The 15,502-nt window shown below is 70.8% G+C and carries 10 protein-coding genes; 8 read left to right on the forward strand and 2 right to left on the reverse strand.

Annotation, left to right across the window (positions count from 1 at the left end; genetic code table 11):
• Nucleotides 1-223 precede the first annotated feature (223 nt).
• From M2163_RS34390 to M2163_RS34425, 8 genes are all read left to right on the forward strand, one after another.
• On the forward strand, nt 224-1,915 hold the full coding sequence (locus tag M2163_RS34390) for an extracellular solute-binding protein (RefSeq protein ID WP_280849034.1): 1,692 nt from the start codon (nt 224-226) through the stop codon (nt 1,913-1,915).
• Nucleotides 1,915-2,976 carry an ABC transporter permease subunit gene (locus tag M2163_RS34395; protein WP_280895901.1) on the forward strand — a complete coding sequence of 354 codons (1,062 nt, stop codon included), beginning with the start codon at nt 1,915-1,917 and terminating at the stop codon, nt 2,974-2,976. Before M2163_RS34390 ends, M2163_RS34395 begins: the two co-directional genes overlap by 1 nt.
• Nucleotides 2,973-3,899, forward strand: coding sequence for a carbohydrate ABC transporter permease (locus M2163_RS34400; protein WP_280849032.1), 927 nt, complete (start codon nt 2,973-2,975; stop codon nt 3,897-3,899). Before M2163_RS34395 ends, M2163_RS34400 begins: the two co-directional genes overlap by 4 nt.
• 98 nt (nt 3,900-3,997) lie before the next feature.
• Nucleotides 3,998-6,190 carry a sialidase family protein gene (locus M2163_RS34405; protein ID WP_280895902.1) on the forward strand — a complete coding sequence of 731 codons (2,193 nt, stop codon included), beginning with the start codon at nt 3,998-4,000 and terminating at the stop codon, nt 6,188-6,190.
• Nucleotides 6,187-8,169: a beta-galactosidase gene (locus tag M2163_RS34410; protein WP_280895903.1), complete on the forward strand. Its 1,983-nt coding sequence runs from the start codon at nt 6,187-6,189 to the stop codon at nt 8,167-8,169. Before M2163_RS34405 ends, M2163_RS34410 begins: the two co-directional genes overlap by 4 nt.
• The gene (locus M2163_RS34415; RefSeq protein WP_280895904.1) at nt 8,166-10,388 is read left to right on the forward strand and encodes a glycoside hydrolase N-terminal domain-containing protein; all 2,223 of its coding nucleotides are present in this window, start codon (nt 8,166-8,168) and stop codon (nt 10,386-10,388) included. Before M2163_RS34410 ends, M2163_RS34415 begins: the two co-directional genes overlap by 4 nt.
• A 37-nt stretch (nt 10,389-10,425) precedes the next feature.
• Nucleotides 10,426-11,136 (forward strand): hypothetical protein, encoded by a 711-nt coding sequence (locus M2163_RS34420; protein WP_280849028.1) that lies wholly within the window; start codon nt 10,426-10,428, stop codon nt 11,134-11,136.
• Between the two features lie 35 nt (nt 11,137-11,171).
• Nucleotides 11,172-11,792 carry a chorismate mutase gene (locus M2163_RS34425; RefSeq protein WP_280895905.1) on the forward strand — a complete coding sequence of 207 codons (621 nt, stop codon included), beginning with the start codon at nt 11,172-11,174 and terminating at the stop codon, nt 11,790-11,792.
• A 64-nt stretch (nt 11,793-11,856) separates the two neighbouring features.
• Here M2163_RS34425 and M2163_RS34430 read toward each other — a convergent pair whose 3' ends face one another.
• Both M2163_RS34430 and M2163_RS34435 read right to left on the reverse strand, forming a co-directional pair.
• Nucleotides 11,857-13,905: a TIM-barrel domain-containing protein gene (locus M2163_RS34430; protein ID WP_280849026.1), complete on the reverse strand. Its 2,049-nt coding sequence runs from the start codon at nt 13,903-13,905 to the stop codon at nt 11,857-11,859.
• A 97-nt stretch (nt 13,906-14,002) separates the two neighbouring features.
• On the reverse strand, nt 14,003-15,016 hold the full coding sequence (locus tag M2163_RS34435) for a LacI family DNA-binding transcriptional regulator (RefSeq protein WP_280849025.1): 1,014 nt from the start codon (nt 15,014-15,016) through the stop codon (nt 14,003-14,005).
• Nucleotides 15,017-15,502: the final 486 nt, after the last annotated feature.

The raw sequence follows: 15,502 nt of genomic DNA on the forward strand, positions 1-15,502 counted from the left end.
GTGCATAAGAAAAGGTCACCTCCCGTACCCCGGAGGAATCTTGGGAACGACTCTTGTGCACCCCGGGGGGTTCACTTAACCTCACAGCAACATCGAAGCGCTTCGACTACGGATTCCGCCACACCGGTCGAGGCATCGCTTCAGCTCAGCCAGTTCCACTCAAGACACCGCAGCCGACGGCTCCACCGCCGGGTGTCCTGGTGCGCCATGAAGGGTTGACGCAATGACGCCGAACGCCGCTTCCCCCTCCTCCGGTCCTTCCGGGCCCAGTCGGAGAAGTTTCCTCGCCTCGACGGCGGTCGCCACCGCCGCGGTGGCGGGCGGGATGCCGCTGCTTGCCGCCTGTGGCGGCTCGGACAGCGGAGAGCGCGAAGGAACCACGTCGGGCAAGGCCGCGGACAAGCTGCTCCCGGCGTTCGTCGCCAGCACGGTCGCGAACCCGGACCTGCCCTCCAAGAACGGCTCGGCCGCCGGGTACACCGGCAAGGTCGACCTCGCCGCTCTCCAGGCCTCGGTCCCGGAGAAGCTCGGCACGGGCGCCCCCTTCAAGATCATGTCCCCGTTCTGGGGCTCCCCGCCGAAGGCCGACTGCGCCTACTACACGGCACTCGACGCGGCGGCGGGCACCAAGATCACCTGGCAGAACCAGGACGGCAACACCTACGGCCAGAAGCTCGGCGCCGTCCTCGCCTCCAGCTCCATACCGGACATGGTCGTCGTGCCGAGCTGGGAACTGGTCGGCAAGATCGCGAACGCCGTCACCGCGAAGTTCATGGACCTCGGCCCCTACCTCGCGGGCGACAAGATCAAGAAGTACCCGAACCTGGCCGCGATCCCCTCCGACGCCTGGCGCATGGGCATCTTCGGCGGGGCACTGCGCGGCATCCCGATGCCCACCGCCACCGCGAGCGGGATCGCGCCCTTGTACCGAAAGGACGTCTTCGACGAGAAGGGCTACGCGGTACCCAAGTCGGCCGACGAGTTCATGAGCTGGGCCAAGGACGCCACCAGCGCCAAGGCCAAGGTGTGGGCCTGCGACGGCAACCTGACCTGGTCGGCGTGGAGCTTCTTCGGCGTCCGCGGCTCCGGGCCGATCGGCTGGGACATGGGCTCCGACGGCAAGCTGACGTACCGCATCGAGCAGCCCGAGTACCTCGAGGCCCTGGAGTGGGTCCGCAAGGTGTTCGACGCGGGTCTGGTCCACCCCGACGACAAGGCACGCTCGGGCGACGCCGGCCAGCGCTTCACCGCCGGGCAGATCCTGGTCTGGAACACCAACATCGCCGACTGGTACGGGAAGGTCTCCGAACAGGCCCAGTCCAACCCGGACCTGAAGATCGAGGCCATGGACCTCTTCGGCGCGGACGGCGGCAATCCGAAGCTGTACGCCTCCTCGCCCGCCTCCATCTGGTCGCTGATCCGCAAGGGCGCCTCGAAGACGACCGTCGAGAACGCGCTGGCCGCCGCCAACTTCGCGGCCGCGCCCTACGGCACCAAGGAGCGGATGCTCGTCGACTACGGCGTCGAGGGCACCCACTACACGGTCAAGGACGGCGTCCCGGTCAAGAACGACCTCGGCAACTCCGAGGTCATCAACGCCTGGGTGATGCTGGCCGCGCCGGCCGCCTACTACGCCCACCCCGACTTCCCCGAGGTCGCCCGCAAGCAGGTCGAGTGGCAGCAGCGGATGGGCGCCTTCATGAAGAAGACGTCCACCTTCGGCATGAACATCGTCGAGCCGACCCGCTACGCCAACCTCTCCAGCCAGTTCGAGCAGCTGGAGATCGACTACGTGCGCGGCAACCGCAAGCTCTCCGACGTCCAGGCCGCCATCTCCACCTGGAAGTCCTCCGGCGGCGACAAGCTGCGCGACTGGTACAAGCAGCTCCTCGACAAGAACGGCAGCGGCGCCTGATGTCCCTCGCGGCCGGGAGCCGGCCCGACGGGACCCGTCCCCCCGCGGCCGTCGAGGAACCGGCGGCCGCGGTCACCACCGCGGTGGCGGCTTCGGCGAAGGGGCGGGCGCCGCGCAAGGCGGCCAGGGCGGGCCGGGTTCCCTTCCGGGTCCGGCTGCGGCGCGACCGCACGCTCATCCTGATGACGCTGCCCGTGATCCTCCTGCTCCTGCTCTTCAACTACGTCCCGCTGCTGGGCAACGTCGTCGCCTTCCAGGACTACGACCCCTACATCTCCAGCAACGGCATCACCGCGATCTTCCACAGCCCCTGGGTCGGGGTGGAGCAGTTCTCGCGGATGGTCGACGACCCGCTGTTCTGGGACGCCACCAAGAACACCATCGTGCTGTTCGTGCTCCAGCTGGTGCTGTTCTTCCCGATCCCCATCGCCCTCGCGCTGCTCATCAACAGCGTGATCCGGCCGCGGGTCCGGGCCGTGGCACAGGCGATCATGTACCTGCCGCACTTCTTCTCGTGGGTGCTCGTCGTCACCGTGTTCCAGCAGATCCTCGGCGGCGCGGGCATCATCGCCCAGACCCTGGAGGACCACGGCTGGAGCGGCTTCGACCTGATGACCGACGCGGGCCTGTTCAAGTACCTGGTCACCGCGCAGGCCGTCTGGAAGGACGCCGGCTGGGGGATCATCGTCTTCCTCGCCGCGCTGGCCGCCGTCAGCACCGACCTGTACGAGGCCGCCGCCATGGACGGCGCCGGACGCTGGCGTCGCATGTGGCACGTGACGCTGCCCGCGCTGCGCCCGGTGATCGCGCTGCTGCTGGTGCTGAGGGTGGGCGACGCGCTGAGCGTGGGCTTCGAGCAGTTCCTGCTCCAGCGGGACGCGGTCGGTGTGGGGGCCAGCGAGGTCCTCGACACCTACGTGTGGAACATGGGTATCCAGAACGGCGACTTCAGCTACGCGGCCGCGGTCGGCCTCGTCAAGGGAGTCATCGGAGTGTGTCTCGTCCTGGCCGCGAACAAGTTCGCGCATCTGCTGGGCGAGCAGGGGGTGTACCAGAAGTGAGCCTCAACACGCAGCTCGTCCGCAGCCTCAAGGCTCCTCCCCGGCCCGCGTGGGAGGAGGAGCCCAGCAGGGCGGGACTCACGGCGAAGGGCGGCCTGCTGCTCCTGTGCTGCCTGGGCGTGCTCGGTCCGCTGTGGATCGTGATCGTCACCAGCCTCTCCCCGAAACCGGTGATCGACCGGGTCGGCGGCCTCGTCGTGATCCCGCAGGGCATCACCTTCGTCAACTACACGGAGTTGCTCAGCGGCGGCCAGGTGAGCCGGGCGATCATGGTCTCGGTCGGGGTGACCCTCGTCGGCACGCTCTTCTCGATGGCGGTGTCGGTGCTGGCGGCCTACGGCCTGTCGCGGCCGGGGAGCCTCGGGCACCGGTTCTTCCTGATGACCATGATGGCGACGATGTTCTTCGGGGCCGGCCTGATTCCGACCTACCTGCTGGTGCAGTCGCTCGGTCTGACGGACACCTATCTGTCCCTGATCCTGCCGAGTGCCGTCAGCGTCTTCAACATCCTGGTGCTGCGGGCCTTCTTCATGGGCATCTCGCCCGAACTGACCGAGTCGGCGCGCATCGACGGGGCCGGTGACCTGCGGATCCTGCTGACCATCATCATGCCGCTGTCCCGGGCCGTGCTGGCCGTCATCTCCCTGTTCTACGCGGTGGGTTACTGGAGCGCCTGGTTCAACGCGTCGATCTATCTGAGCGACCAGGACATGATGCCGCTGCAGAACGTGCTCATCCAGCTGGTGCAGAAGCACACGGAGGCCCCCACGGGGTTGCAGCAGGCGGTGCGGACGGGGCAGTTGTCGGCGCTGGGGTTGCAGATGGCCGTCATGGTGCTGGCGTTGATCCCCGTGGCGGTGGCTTCTCCGTTCGTGCAGCGGCATTTCAAGAAGGGGATGCTGACGGGCGCGGTCAAGGGCTGACGGCCGTCTGTTGTCCGCGGCCGCGTCGTGGCGGGCCGCGCAGTTCCCCGCGCCCCTGGGTGGGTGCGTCCACCCTTCCTCACACAGCGAGGTGTGTCATGCGTGCGTCTGGTCCCAGTCGTCGTGCCGTTCTCTCCGCGACCGCTGCCGCTGCCGCGGTCACCGTCGTGCCGGCCTTCCCGGCGGTCGCCGTGGCCGCCGGCTCGGCCGCCCCCTCCTACCGCTGGCGCCAGGTCGTGATCGGCGGCACCGGGTTCGTCACCGGAGTCCTCTTCCACCCCTCCGTCCGCGGGCTGGCCTACGCCCGTACCGACATCGGCGGGGCCTACCGCTGGGACGACCGGAGCGCGCGCTGGATCCCGCTCAACGACGATCTCGGGTGGGACGACTGGAACCTCCTCGGTGTCGAGGCCATGGCCGTCGACCCCGCCCACCCCGACCGCGTCTACCTCGCACTCGGCACCTACGCCCAGCCCTGGGCCGGCAACGGCGCCGTGCTGCGCTCCGAGAACCGGGGCGCCACCTGGGCGCGGACCGACCTCGCCGTGAAACTGGGCGGGAACGAGGACGGCAGGGGGACCGGGGAGCGGCTGCTCGTCGATCCCCGGGACGGCGACACCCTGTGGCTCGGCACCCGGCACGACGGGCTGCTCAAGTCCACCGACCGGGGCGCCACCTGGGCCGCGGCGAGCGGCTTCCCGGGCACGCCGAGCGGCAGCGGTCAGGGCGTCACCCTGCTCGTCGCCGCCGGGCGGGTCCTCTACGCGGGCTGGGGCGACTCCGACGGCACCTCCGCCAACCTGTACCGCACCTCCGACGGCACCACCTGGGAGGCCGTCCCCGGGCAGCCCTCCGGCACGAACGCCAAGGTGCCGATCCGGGCCGCCTACGACTGCCACACCCGCGAGCTGTACGTCACCTACGCCGACGCGCCCGGGCCCAACGGGCAGTCCGACGGCAGTGTGCACAAGCTGGCCGTCGCCTCCGGCACGTGGACCGAGGTCACACCGGTGAAGCCCGGTGGCAGCGACACCTTCGGGTACGGGGGCGTCTCCGTGGACGCCCGCCGCCCCGGCACGGTCGTCGTCTCCACCAACAACCGCTGGTCGGCCGTCGACACCCTGTACCGCACCACGAACGGCGGCCGCACCTGGACGTCCCTCAAGGACTCCGCGGTCCTCGACGTCTCCGAGACCCCCTTCCTCACCTTCGGCGCCGACGCGCCCAAGTTCGGCTGGTGGATCCAGGCACTCGCCGTCGACCCGTACGACTCCCGGCACATCGTCTACGGCACCGGGGCCACCCTCTACGGCACCCGGGACCTCGAACACTGGGCCCCGCAGATCCGGGGCCTGGAGGAGACCTCCGTGCGCCAGTTGATCTCGCCGCCCACCGGGGAGGCACACCTGCTCAGCGGCCTGGGGGACATCGGGGTGATGTACCACGAGCGGCTCACCGCCTCGCCGTCGCGCGGGATGGCCTCGAACCCCGTGTTCGGGACGGCGACGGGCCTCGCCCAGGCCGCCGCCAAGCCCTCGTACGTCGTCCGCACGGGCTTCGGCGACCACGGCAACGGCGCCTTCTCCCACGACGGCGGCAGGGCCTGGGCGCCCTTCGCGACCCAGCCGGACCTCGCCAAGGACGCCCCGGGCCCGATCGCCGTCAACAGCGACGGCAGCGTGCTGCTGTGGACCTTCGTGCACTGGGACGGCACCAAGTACCCCGCCCACCGCTCCACGGACAACGGGGCGACCTGGGCCGAGATCCCCTCCTTCCCGAAGGGCGCCACGCCGGTCGCCGACCCGGCCGACCCGGCCCGCTTCTACGCGTACGACACCGACACGGGAACGCTGTACGCCAGTACCGACAGCGGCCTCACGTTCACCGCGCGCGCGAGCGGGCTGCCCTCCGGGGACACCCAGTTCGAACTGGTCGCGGCGCCCGGACGCACCGGCGACCTGTGGCTCTCGGCCAAGGCGAACGGGCTCCGCCGCTCCACGGACGGCGGCGCGAGCTTCACCGAGGTCGCCACCTGCTCGGCCTCGCACACGCTCGGCTTCGGCAGGGCGGCCGAGGGCGCCGGCTACCCGGCGCTCTACATGGTCGGCTCCACCGGGACCATCACCGCCGTGTACCGCTCCGACGACGAGGCCGGGAGCTGGGTGCGCATCAACGACGACCGGCACCAGTGGGGCTGGACCGGCGAGACGATCACCGGTGACCCGCGCGTGTACGGCCGTGTGTACATCGCCACCAACGGCCGGGGCATCCAGTACGGGGAGCCTGCATGACCCCGGGACTCCAGGACGCCACCCGCGGCCGCATCCTCTACGGCGGCGACTACAACCCCGAGCAGTGGCCCGAGGAGATCTGGCTGGAGGACGTCCGGCTGATGAAGGCCGCCGGCGTCAACTCCGTCACCCTCGGCGTGTTCTCCTGGGCGAGGCTCGAACCCCGGCCGGGGGAGCGGGACTTCGGCTGGCTGGACCGGCTGATGGACCTCCTGCACGAGAACGGCATCGGGGTCGTCCTGGCCACGCCCACCGCCTCGCCGCCGCCGTGGATGGGCCATCTGCACCCCGACACCCTGCCCGTCACCGAGGACGGCCGCACCGAGCACTGGGGCGGGCGCCAGCACTTCTCGCACTCCAGCGCCACCTACCGGCGTTACGCCGCCGCCATCACCGAGGACCTCGCCGCCCGCTACGGCGGCCACCCGGCCCTCACCCTGTGGCACATCAACAACGAGTACTGCACCTACGACTGGAGCGACGAGGCCGCCGCCCGTTTCCGCACCTGGCTCCAGAGCCGCTACGGCACCCTCGACGCCCTCAACTCCGCCTGGGGCACGGCCTTCTGGAGCCAGGGCTACGGCGACTGGGCCGAGATCCACACACCCCGCCACGCCCACTACATGAAGAACCCCACCCAGGTGCTGGACTTCAAGCGGTTCACCTCCGACATGCTCCTGGAGTGTTACGCGGCGGAGCGTGACATCGTCCGCCGCATCACCCCGCACACCCCGGTGACCAGCAACTTCATGCCGCTGTGGGCCGGTCAGGACGCCTGGCGCTGGGCCGCGGAGGAGGACGTCGTCTCCGTCGACCTCTACCCCGATCCGCGTGATCCGCTGGGGGCCCAACAGGGTGCGCTCGTGCAGGACATGACCCGTTCGCAGGCGCGCGGCCCCTGGATGCTGATGGAGCAGGCCGCGGGGCCGGTCAACTGGCGGGGTGTGAACCACCCCAAACCCCGCGGCCTGAACCGGCTCTGGTCCCTCCAGGCGGTCGCCCGCGGTGCCGACGCCGTCTGCTACTTCCAGTGGCGCCAGTCCCGGCAGGGCGCGGAGAAGTTCCACTCGGGGATGGTCAGCCACGCCGGGGAGGAGGGGCGCACCTACCAGGAGATCAAGCAGCTCGGCGCCGAACTGAACGTGCTGTCCCAGCATGTGACGGGCAGTCACACCGTCAACGACATCGCCGTCCTGCACGACTGGGAGGCCTGGTGGGCCGGTGCCCAGGAGGGCCGGCTCTCCCGCGAGGTCGACTACCCGGACGTCCTCCGTGCCTGGCACCGCGCCCTGTGGGAGGCCCACCTCACCACCGACTTCGCCCACCCCGCACACGACCTCACCGCCTACAAGGTGGTCGTCGTCCCCCAGCTTTACGCCCTCACCGACCCGGCGATCGACAACCTCCTCGCGTACGTCCGCCAGGGCGGCACCCTGGTCTCCGGCTTCCTCACCGGCGTCGCCGACGAGGACGACCGGGTACGCCCCGGCGGTATGGACGCCCGGCTGCGCGAGCTGTTCGGCATCCGCGTCCTGCACGAGTGGTGGCCATTGGACGCGGGGGAGCACGCCGAGTGCGACGGCCCCTCGGGCGGATTCCGGGGCACCCTGTGGTCGGAGGAGATCGAGAAGACCGCCGGCGGGACGACCGAGGCCGCCTACAAGGGCGGTGAGCTCGACGGCCTGCCCGCCGTGCTGCGCAAGGACCGCGCCTGGTACCTCTCCACGCTTCCCGAGCCCGACGCGCTGCGCCGCCTGCTCGCGAGGATCGCCGCCGACGCCGGCGTCCGACCGGTCCTGGACGCCCTGCCCGACCGGGTCGAAGCGGTCCGCCGCGGCGAGCTGCTGTTCCTCCTCCACCACGGGCGCGAGCCGGTGACCGTCACCGTGCCGGGCACCCACCACGACCTGCTGACCGGGAGGACCGTCACGGACGAGGTGGTCCTGGGACGGTATGGGGCGGCGGTGCTCAGGCCATGACCGACGGACCCGTCCACGGCACCTGGGAAGCCAGACCCGCCGCACGCTGGGAGGACGGCTTCCTCAGCGGCAACGGCCACCACGGTGCCCTCGTGTTCGGCGACCCGCAGGACGAGCGGGTCGTCGTCACCCACCACACCCTGGTCCGCCCCAACGGCGCCGAACACGCCCGGCCGCCCCGCCTGGCCGCCGAACTCCCGGCGCTCCAGGACCGGTTGCTCGCCGGTGAGCTCGACGCGGCCGAAAGTTTCACGGATGGCCGCCCGCTCCAGTGGGTGCAGCCCTTCCACCCCGCCTTCCAGATCCGGCTGCGCCGCCCGCGCACGGCCACGTCCGGATACCGCCGGTCCGTCGACTTCACCACCGGTGTGCTGCGCACGGAGTGCGAGGAGGGGCACGGACAGGTCTTCGTCTCCCGCGCCGACGACGTCGTCGTCCAGCACGTCGAGGCGACCGACCTGGTCGTCGCGCTAGACCACCGGCTGCCGGGTGCCCCTCACACCCTGAGGGTCGGACAGAGCATCGTCCGCGCCGCCGAGGGGGCCCTGCTCACCCTGCGCGTGCGCTATCCCGACAGCGACCGCCGCTACACCGGCATCACCCTGGTCGTCCCCACCGGCGGCGGCCGCACCGCGCTCGTGGCACCCGGCGCCCATGTCACCGGCGCCGACTCCGTCCTGCTCCTGACCCGCGTCGTGCGCCACACCGGCGAACTCGACACGACCCCCCACGTCGAGGCCCTGCGCGACCTGGTCCCCGAGCCCGAGACCGCGTCCGAGACGGAGTCCGCGTCCGACGCGTACGCCCGGCTCCTGGACCGGCACGTCCTGCTGCACCGCCCCGCCTACGAACGCGTCACCCTCGACCTCGGCGCCGACCCCGCCGAACGGGCGTTGCCCGGCTCCGAGTTGCTGGCGAAGCCCGACAGCCCGGCACTCCTGGAACGCCTGTTCGCCGCCGGCCGCTACCACCTGCTCTCCGCCAGTGGCCTCTTCCCGCCTCGCCTCACTGGCCTGTGGACCGGCGACTGGGACACCGCCTGGTCGGGGGCGTTCACCAACGACGCCAACGTCAACCTCCAGACGGCGTCGGCCGCGTGCGCCGCTCTCCCCGAAGTCACCGAAGCCCTGGCCTGTCTTGTCCACCGCCAGATACCCGACTGGCAGGACAACGCCCGCGAGATCTTCGGCGCCCGGGGTGTCGTGGCGCCGCCGCACTCCGACGGCGAGTCCGGGCTGACGTACCACTTCAGCCGGGAGTACCCGCTGCACCTGTGGACCGCGGGCGCCGACTGGCTGCTCAAACCGCTGGTCGACCACGACGAGACCCGCGGTGCGCGGGACCCGCGCACCGCCCACGCCCTCGCCGAGGTCGCCCGGTTCTACGAGGACTTCCTCACCCGGACGGACGCCGACGGCCATCTCGTCGTCGTCCCCTCCTACTCGCCCGAGAACCGCCCCGCGAACGCCGGCTGGGGCGCGATCAACGCGGCCATGGACCTCTCCGCCGCCCGGCACGCCCTGCGCACGGCCGCCGCCTACCACCCCGACCGAGCGGAAGCCTGGCGGGCCCTCGCCGACCGCCTCCCGCCCCACCGGATCAACGCCGACGGCGCCCTCGCCGAATGGGCCTGGCCCGGCCTCGACGACACCTACGACCACCGCCACCTCAGCCACCTCTACGGAGTCTGGCCGCTCGACGAGATCACCCCCTACGACACCCCGGACCTGGCCGAGGCGGCCCGTCGCGCCCTCGCACTGCGCGGCTCCGAGAACGACTCCGCCCACGGTCACCTGCACCACGCCCTCGTCGCGGCCCGGCTGCGCGACGGCGAACGGGTCGCGCACGCGCTCGGCCAGGTCCTGGGAGGCGACTTCTTCCACGCCTCGCTGATGAGCGCCCACTACCCGCACCGGCACGTCTACAACGCGGACGCCGCCCACACCCTGCCCGCCGTCCTCGTCGAGATGCTCGTGCAGTCGACGCCGGACCGGCTGGTGCTGCTCCCGGCGGTCCCCGCCACCTGCCCCCGAGGCGCGCTACGGGGCGTCCGCACCAGGTTCGGGGCCGAACTCGACCTCACCTGGAGCCCCACCGAAGCGACGGCGGTGCTGCGCCCCACCCGCACCCACCGCGTCGAACTCCGGACTTCCTCCGGCGCCGAGCCCCTCGAACTCGTCGCCGGGGAAGACCACGTCCTCCGTCTGGAGGCGTGGTAACCCCCCGCATTTCCCCCCACCCATGGAAAGGGACACCATGGCAAGCACCCTGCGCAAGATCACCATGGCAGTGCTGGCCCCGGCGATGGCCATCGGCGCCACCGTCGGACTCGCCTCGGCCCCCGCCTCCGCCGCCGTCTGGAACTCCTGCGACCAGTGGGCCAACACGAGCCTGAACGGCTACACGCTCTACAACAACATCTGGGGCTCCGGTGCCGGCAGCCAGTGCATCTGGGCCAACTCCGGCACGAACTGGGGCGTCTGGGCCGACCACCCCAACACCGGCGGCATCAAGTCCTACCCGAACTCCAAGAAGGTGATCAACAAGTCGATCACCTCGCTCGGTTCGCTCTCCAGCAACTACAACGTCACGGTCCCCTCGTCGGGCGCGTACAACACCTCGTACGACATCTGGGACACCGACTACGACTACGAGATCATGCTCTGGGTCAACAAGACCGGAGCCGTCGGCCCGCTCGGCACCTCGCAGGGCAACGTGACGCTGGGCGGCCACACCTGGACCGTCTACAAGGGCAGCAACGGCGCGAACGAGGTCTTCTCCTTCGTCCGCACCTCCAACTCCGGCTCCGGCACGGTCAACATCCTGCCGATCCTGAAGTGGATCAAGGACACCAAGGGCTGGTTCGGCAACGAGACCATCGGGGACGTGCAGTTCGGCTTCGAGATCACCAGCTCGTCCGGCGGCCTGAACTTCACCACCAACAACCTGACCGTAAGCAGCAGTTGACCTGATCATGGGGCAGCGTCGGCTTTGATGGGAGCATGCGTACCACCACCCCCCTCCGACGTGCCCTGATCACCGTGACCGCGACCGCGGCCGTCGTCCTCACCGCGACGGGCTCCGCGGTCGCGGTTCCGGACCCCGGCACCGCGACGGCCCCCCACACGGCCGCCCTCTCCCTGTCCCCGCTGCGCCCCGTCGTCGAACTCGCCGCCGATCGCCTCGCCACCGCCGACCTGGTCGCCGCGGCCAAGTGGGGCACCGACAGCCCCATCGACGACCCCGCCCGCGAACAGCAGGTCCTCGACAACGTGGCCGCCCAGGCCCGGCAGCTCGGCGCCGACCCGGACGAGATCCGGGTGATCTTCCGCGACCAGATCGAGGCCAACAAGGTCGTCCAGCGGGGTCTGTTCCAGCGCTGGACCGACCATCCCGACCAGGCCCCGACGACCAAGCCGGACCTGAGCGTCGTACGCCAGGAGATCAACCGGATCACCAGCGCGCTGGTCCAGGCCCTCGCCGACACCTCCGCGGCCCGCGGCACCTTCGCGTGCCGCCCCGAACTGGCCCTGGCAGCCCTCCGGGTCCGCCACGAGGACCACCTGGACGCTCTGCACACCCGGGCTCTGATCCGCGCCCTGCCCTCCATCTGCCGGGACTGACGGCCTTTCAGGGGCGCGGGGAACTGCGCGACAAGCCACGACGGCGCCGCACTCGACGAACGACCTACCGCGGCACATCCTGAATCGGCAACCGCGCCCCATCCCGCAGGAACAGCGGAATCCGGTCCAGCGGGGCGTCGACGGTCACCGTGGTCCCACCGTCGTATGTCTCCTCCGTCCACGCGTCCGTCCACGACGAACCCGCCGGAAGGTAGGTCGTCCGGGCTGTGGCCCCGGCCGTGAGCACCGGGGCGACCAGCACATCCGCCCCGAACAGATACGCGTCGTCGACCCCCCAGGCCGCCGGATCCCGCGGGAACTCCAGGAACAGCGGCCGCATCGGCGTCAGCCCCTCCTCGTGCGCCTCGCGCATCACCCGCAGCACGTACGGCCGCAACCGCTCCCGCAGCCGCAGGTACTTCTCCAGGATCGCGCCGGCCTCCTCGCCGTACGACCACACCTCGTTGGGGCCGCCGGTCATGTCCGGGCCCAGCGGCATGCCCGGGTCGCGGAAGCCGTGCAGCCGCATCAGCGGGGACAGGGCGCCGAACTGGAACCAGCGGACCATCACCTCGCGGTACGCCGGGTCGTCCGGGTCGCCGCCGTGGAAGCCGCCGATGTCGGTGTTCCACCACGGGATGCCGGACATCGCGGTGTTGAGGCCGGCCGCGATCTGCGTGCGCAGGGTGGCGAAGTCGGTGCCGATGTCACCGGACCACAGCGCGGCCCCGTAGCGCTGACTGCCCGCCCAGGCCGAGCGGTTGAGCGTGATGACCTCCTCCCCGGCGGCGCTCAGCCCTTCGTGGAAGGTGCGGGAGTTCTCGGCCGGGTACATGTTGCCGACCTCCAGGCCGGGGCCCGCCCAGTAGCGCAGGTTCTCCTGGAAGCCCGGCTTGAGCTCCGGCTCGCAGGCGTCCAGCCAGAAGGCGGTGATGCCGTACGGCTCCAGGTAGTTCTCCTTCACGCGCGACCACATGAACTCCCGGGCCTCCGGGTTCGTCGCGTCGTAGAAGGCGACCTGGACGGTCGAGGCGACCCCCTTGTCCGGCCAGTCGGCGTGCGCCATCGGACCGTACTGGGTGCCGATGAAGTAGCCGCGCTGCTCCATCAGGGAGTGGTTCTCGCTGAGCGGTGACACCGACGGCCAGACGCTGACCACCAACTTGATGCCCAGCTCCTCCAGTTCGCGGACCATCGCCGCCGGGTCGGGCCACTCGGCCGGGTCGAACCTCCACTCACCGAGGTGCGTCCAGTGGAAGAAGTCGCAGACGATCGCGGAGATCGGCAGCCCGCGCCGCTTGTACTCCCGTGCCACGGCCAGGAGTTCGTCCTGGGTGCGGTAGCGCAGCTTGCACTGCCAGAAGCCGGCCGCCCACTCCGGCAGCATCGGCGTACGGCCCGTCACCGCGCTGTAGCGGCGCTGCCCGTCCGCCAGGTCGCCCGCGGTGATCCAGTAGTCGATCTGGCGGGCCGAGTCGGCCACCCAGCGGGTGCCGTTGTGGGCGAGCTCCACCCGGCCGATCGCCGGGTTGTTCCACAGCAGGGTGTAGCCGCGGCTGGAGGCCAGGACCGGGATGCCGACCTCGGCGTTGCGCTGGATCAGGTCGAGGACCAGGCCCTTCTGGTCCAGCTTGCCGTGCTGGTGCTGGCCGAGGCCGTACAGCTTCTCGTCGTCGTAGGCGGCGAAGCGCTGCTCCAGACGGTGGTGGCCGTTGCCGACGGCGGTGTACAGGCGCGAGCCGGGCCACCAGAAGTGGGCGCGGGCCTCCGCGAGGAGCTCGGCCGAGTCCTCGGTGCGCAGGAAGCGGAGCTGTCCCTCGGCGTCGACGTGGACGGTCAGCGCGCCCACCGTCAACCGGGCTTCCCCGTCACCGATCTTGACCGTGCTCTCGGTGGCGGGAGGCTCGTCGAGCAGAGCACCGGGCAGCCCCTCCAGGACCGGCCCGCCGAGCCGGGCCCGCACCCGCACCGCGTCCGGGCCCCACGGTTCGACGCGTACGGTCTCCTGGCGCCCGCTCCACTCCAGCGCGCCGTCCCGCTCCCGGAACGTGCCGACGGTGGGGGACGACTGCGCGAGACTGACCTTGGGCTGTATTTCGGCAGGCTGATTCACGAGGAGTGCTCCTGGAGGAATGCAGACAGGGGCGTGCCGCACAGGAACGGAACGCGGGGTGTGTGTCCGGGGTGCGTGGTGTCCGGTAAGGGAGGCGTCAGGACGCCGAGGGTGCCGGGCCCGTGCTCGCCCGGACCGTCAACTCGGGCTCGATCAGGACGACTTCGTCCTCACCGCGGCCCTCCAGCTTGGCGACGAGACGCTCCAGGGCGTGCCGGCCCATCTCCTGGGCGGGGATGGCGACCGACGTCAGCCGCACCGAGGCCTGGACGGCGACCTGTTCGGGGCAGATCGCGACCACCGAGACGTCCTCGGGGACGGCCCGGCCCTGCTGGCGCAGCAGCGCGAGCAGCGGCTCCACGGCCTGTTCGTTCTGCACGACGAAGCCCGTGGTGGACGGGCGTTCGTCGAGGATGCGGGCGAGGGTCACGGCCATCGCGTCGTACCCTCCGTCGCACGGCCGGTGCAGCAGCCGGACGCCCAACTCCTGGGCCCGCGAACGGAGTCCGTCCAGGGTGCGCTCGGCGAAACCGGTGTGCCGTTCGTAGACCGCGGGGGCCTCGCCGATGACAGCGATGTCGCGGTGACCGAGCTTCGCGAGGTGCTCTACGCACAGGGCTCCGGTGGCCCGGAAGTCGAGGTCGACGCAGGTCAGTCCCGAGGTGTCGGCGGGGAGGCCGATGAGCACGGACGGCTGGTCGGTGCCGCGCAGCAACGGCAGCCGCTCGTCGTCGAGTTCGACGTCCATCAGGATCATCGCGTCGGCGAGTCCGCTGCCGGTGACCCGGCGTACGGCGTCGGGACCCTCCTCGCCGGTGAGCAGCAGGACGTCGTACCCGTGGGTCCGGGCGGTGGTGGCCACCGCGATGGCGATCTCCATCATCACCGGCACGTACATGTCGGTGCGGAGCGGGATCATCAGCGCGATGATGTTCGACCTGCTGCTGGCGAGGGCACGGGCGCCCGCGTTCGGGTGGTAGCCGAGTTCGCGGATGCTCTCCTCGACCCGCTGCCGGGTGCTCGTCGAGATGGACCGCTTGCCACTGAGGACATAGCTCACCGTGCTCGCCGAGACTCCGGCGTGCTGGGCGACCTCGGCGAGGGTGACCATCCAGCTCTCCAAGATGTGTGAAGCGCTTCGACAGTGCGCAGGACGAACAGGTGCGGGTGGGGGTGGTTCGACAGTAGCTCCCCCGGGAGTGGGTGTCCATAGGTTGTCGAAGCGCTTCGACAGTCACTCGGGGCCAGGCTCCCCGGGATGGGCACCGTACCTCCATTCCGGGCCCCTGTTCGCCCGCGGCGGCCCGTCCGGCTCGGTGGGGACCCTTCGGGGCATCGGCGGCTGCACCTCCCAAGGGGCGCGGGGAACCGCGCGACCAGCCACAACGCACCCGCAGCCGCCCGACAACCCGGCGCGCGGCCGGTCGTCGGCGGGGTCGGGCACCGCCGTGCACCCGGGCCGGTCCGGAAGGGATTGCGTCGACATCGGCTGAACGGCCGCGCGAGGGGTGGTGACCTCGCCCCGGATCAGGTACATACGATCGGGTAGCACCCGTCGGTAACCATACGGCCCCCAAGATCCCGATTCACGACGAGG

The organism is Streptomyces sp. SAI-135 (genome assembly GCF_029893805.1).
In the GTDB taxonomy this organism is placed as follows: domain Bacteria; phylum Actinomycetota; class Actinomycetes; order Streptomycetales; family Streptomycetaceae; genus Streptomyces.

Coding starts and splice junctions, on each gene's coding strand:
- M2163_RS34390 (WP_280849034.1), top strand. CDS start 224: ATGACGCCGAACGCCGCTTCCCCCTCCTCCGGTCCTTCCGGGCCCAGT.
- M2163_RS34395 (WP_280895901.1), top strand. CDS start 1,915: ATGTCCCTCGCGGCCGGGAGCCGGCCCGACGGGACCCGTCCCCCCGCG.
- M2163_RS34405 (WP_280895902.1), top strand. CDS start 3,998: ATGCGTGCGTCTGGTCCCAGTCGTCGTGCCGTTCTCTCCGCGACCGCT.
- M2163_RS34410 (WP_280895903.1), top strand. CDS start 6,187: ATGACCCCGGGACTCCAGGACGCCACCCGCGGCCGCATCCTCTACGGC.
- M2163_RS34415 (WP_280895904.1), top strand. CDS start 8,166: ATGACCGACGGACCCGTCCACGGCACCTGGGAAGCCAGACCCGCCGCA.
- M2163_RS34420 (WP_280849028.1), top strand. CDS start 10,426: ATGGCAAGCACCCTGCGCAAGATCACCATGGCAGTGCTGGCCCCGGCG.
- M2163_RS34425 (WP_280895905.1), top strand. CDS start 11,172: ATGCGTACCACCACCCCCCTCCGACGTGCCCTGATCACCGTGACCGCG.
- M2163_RS34435 (WP_280849025.1), bottom strand. CDS start 15,016: ATGGTCACCCTCGCCGAGGTCGCCCAGCACGCCGGAGTCTCGGCGAGC.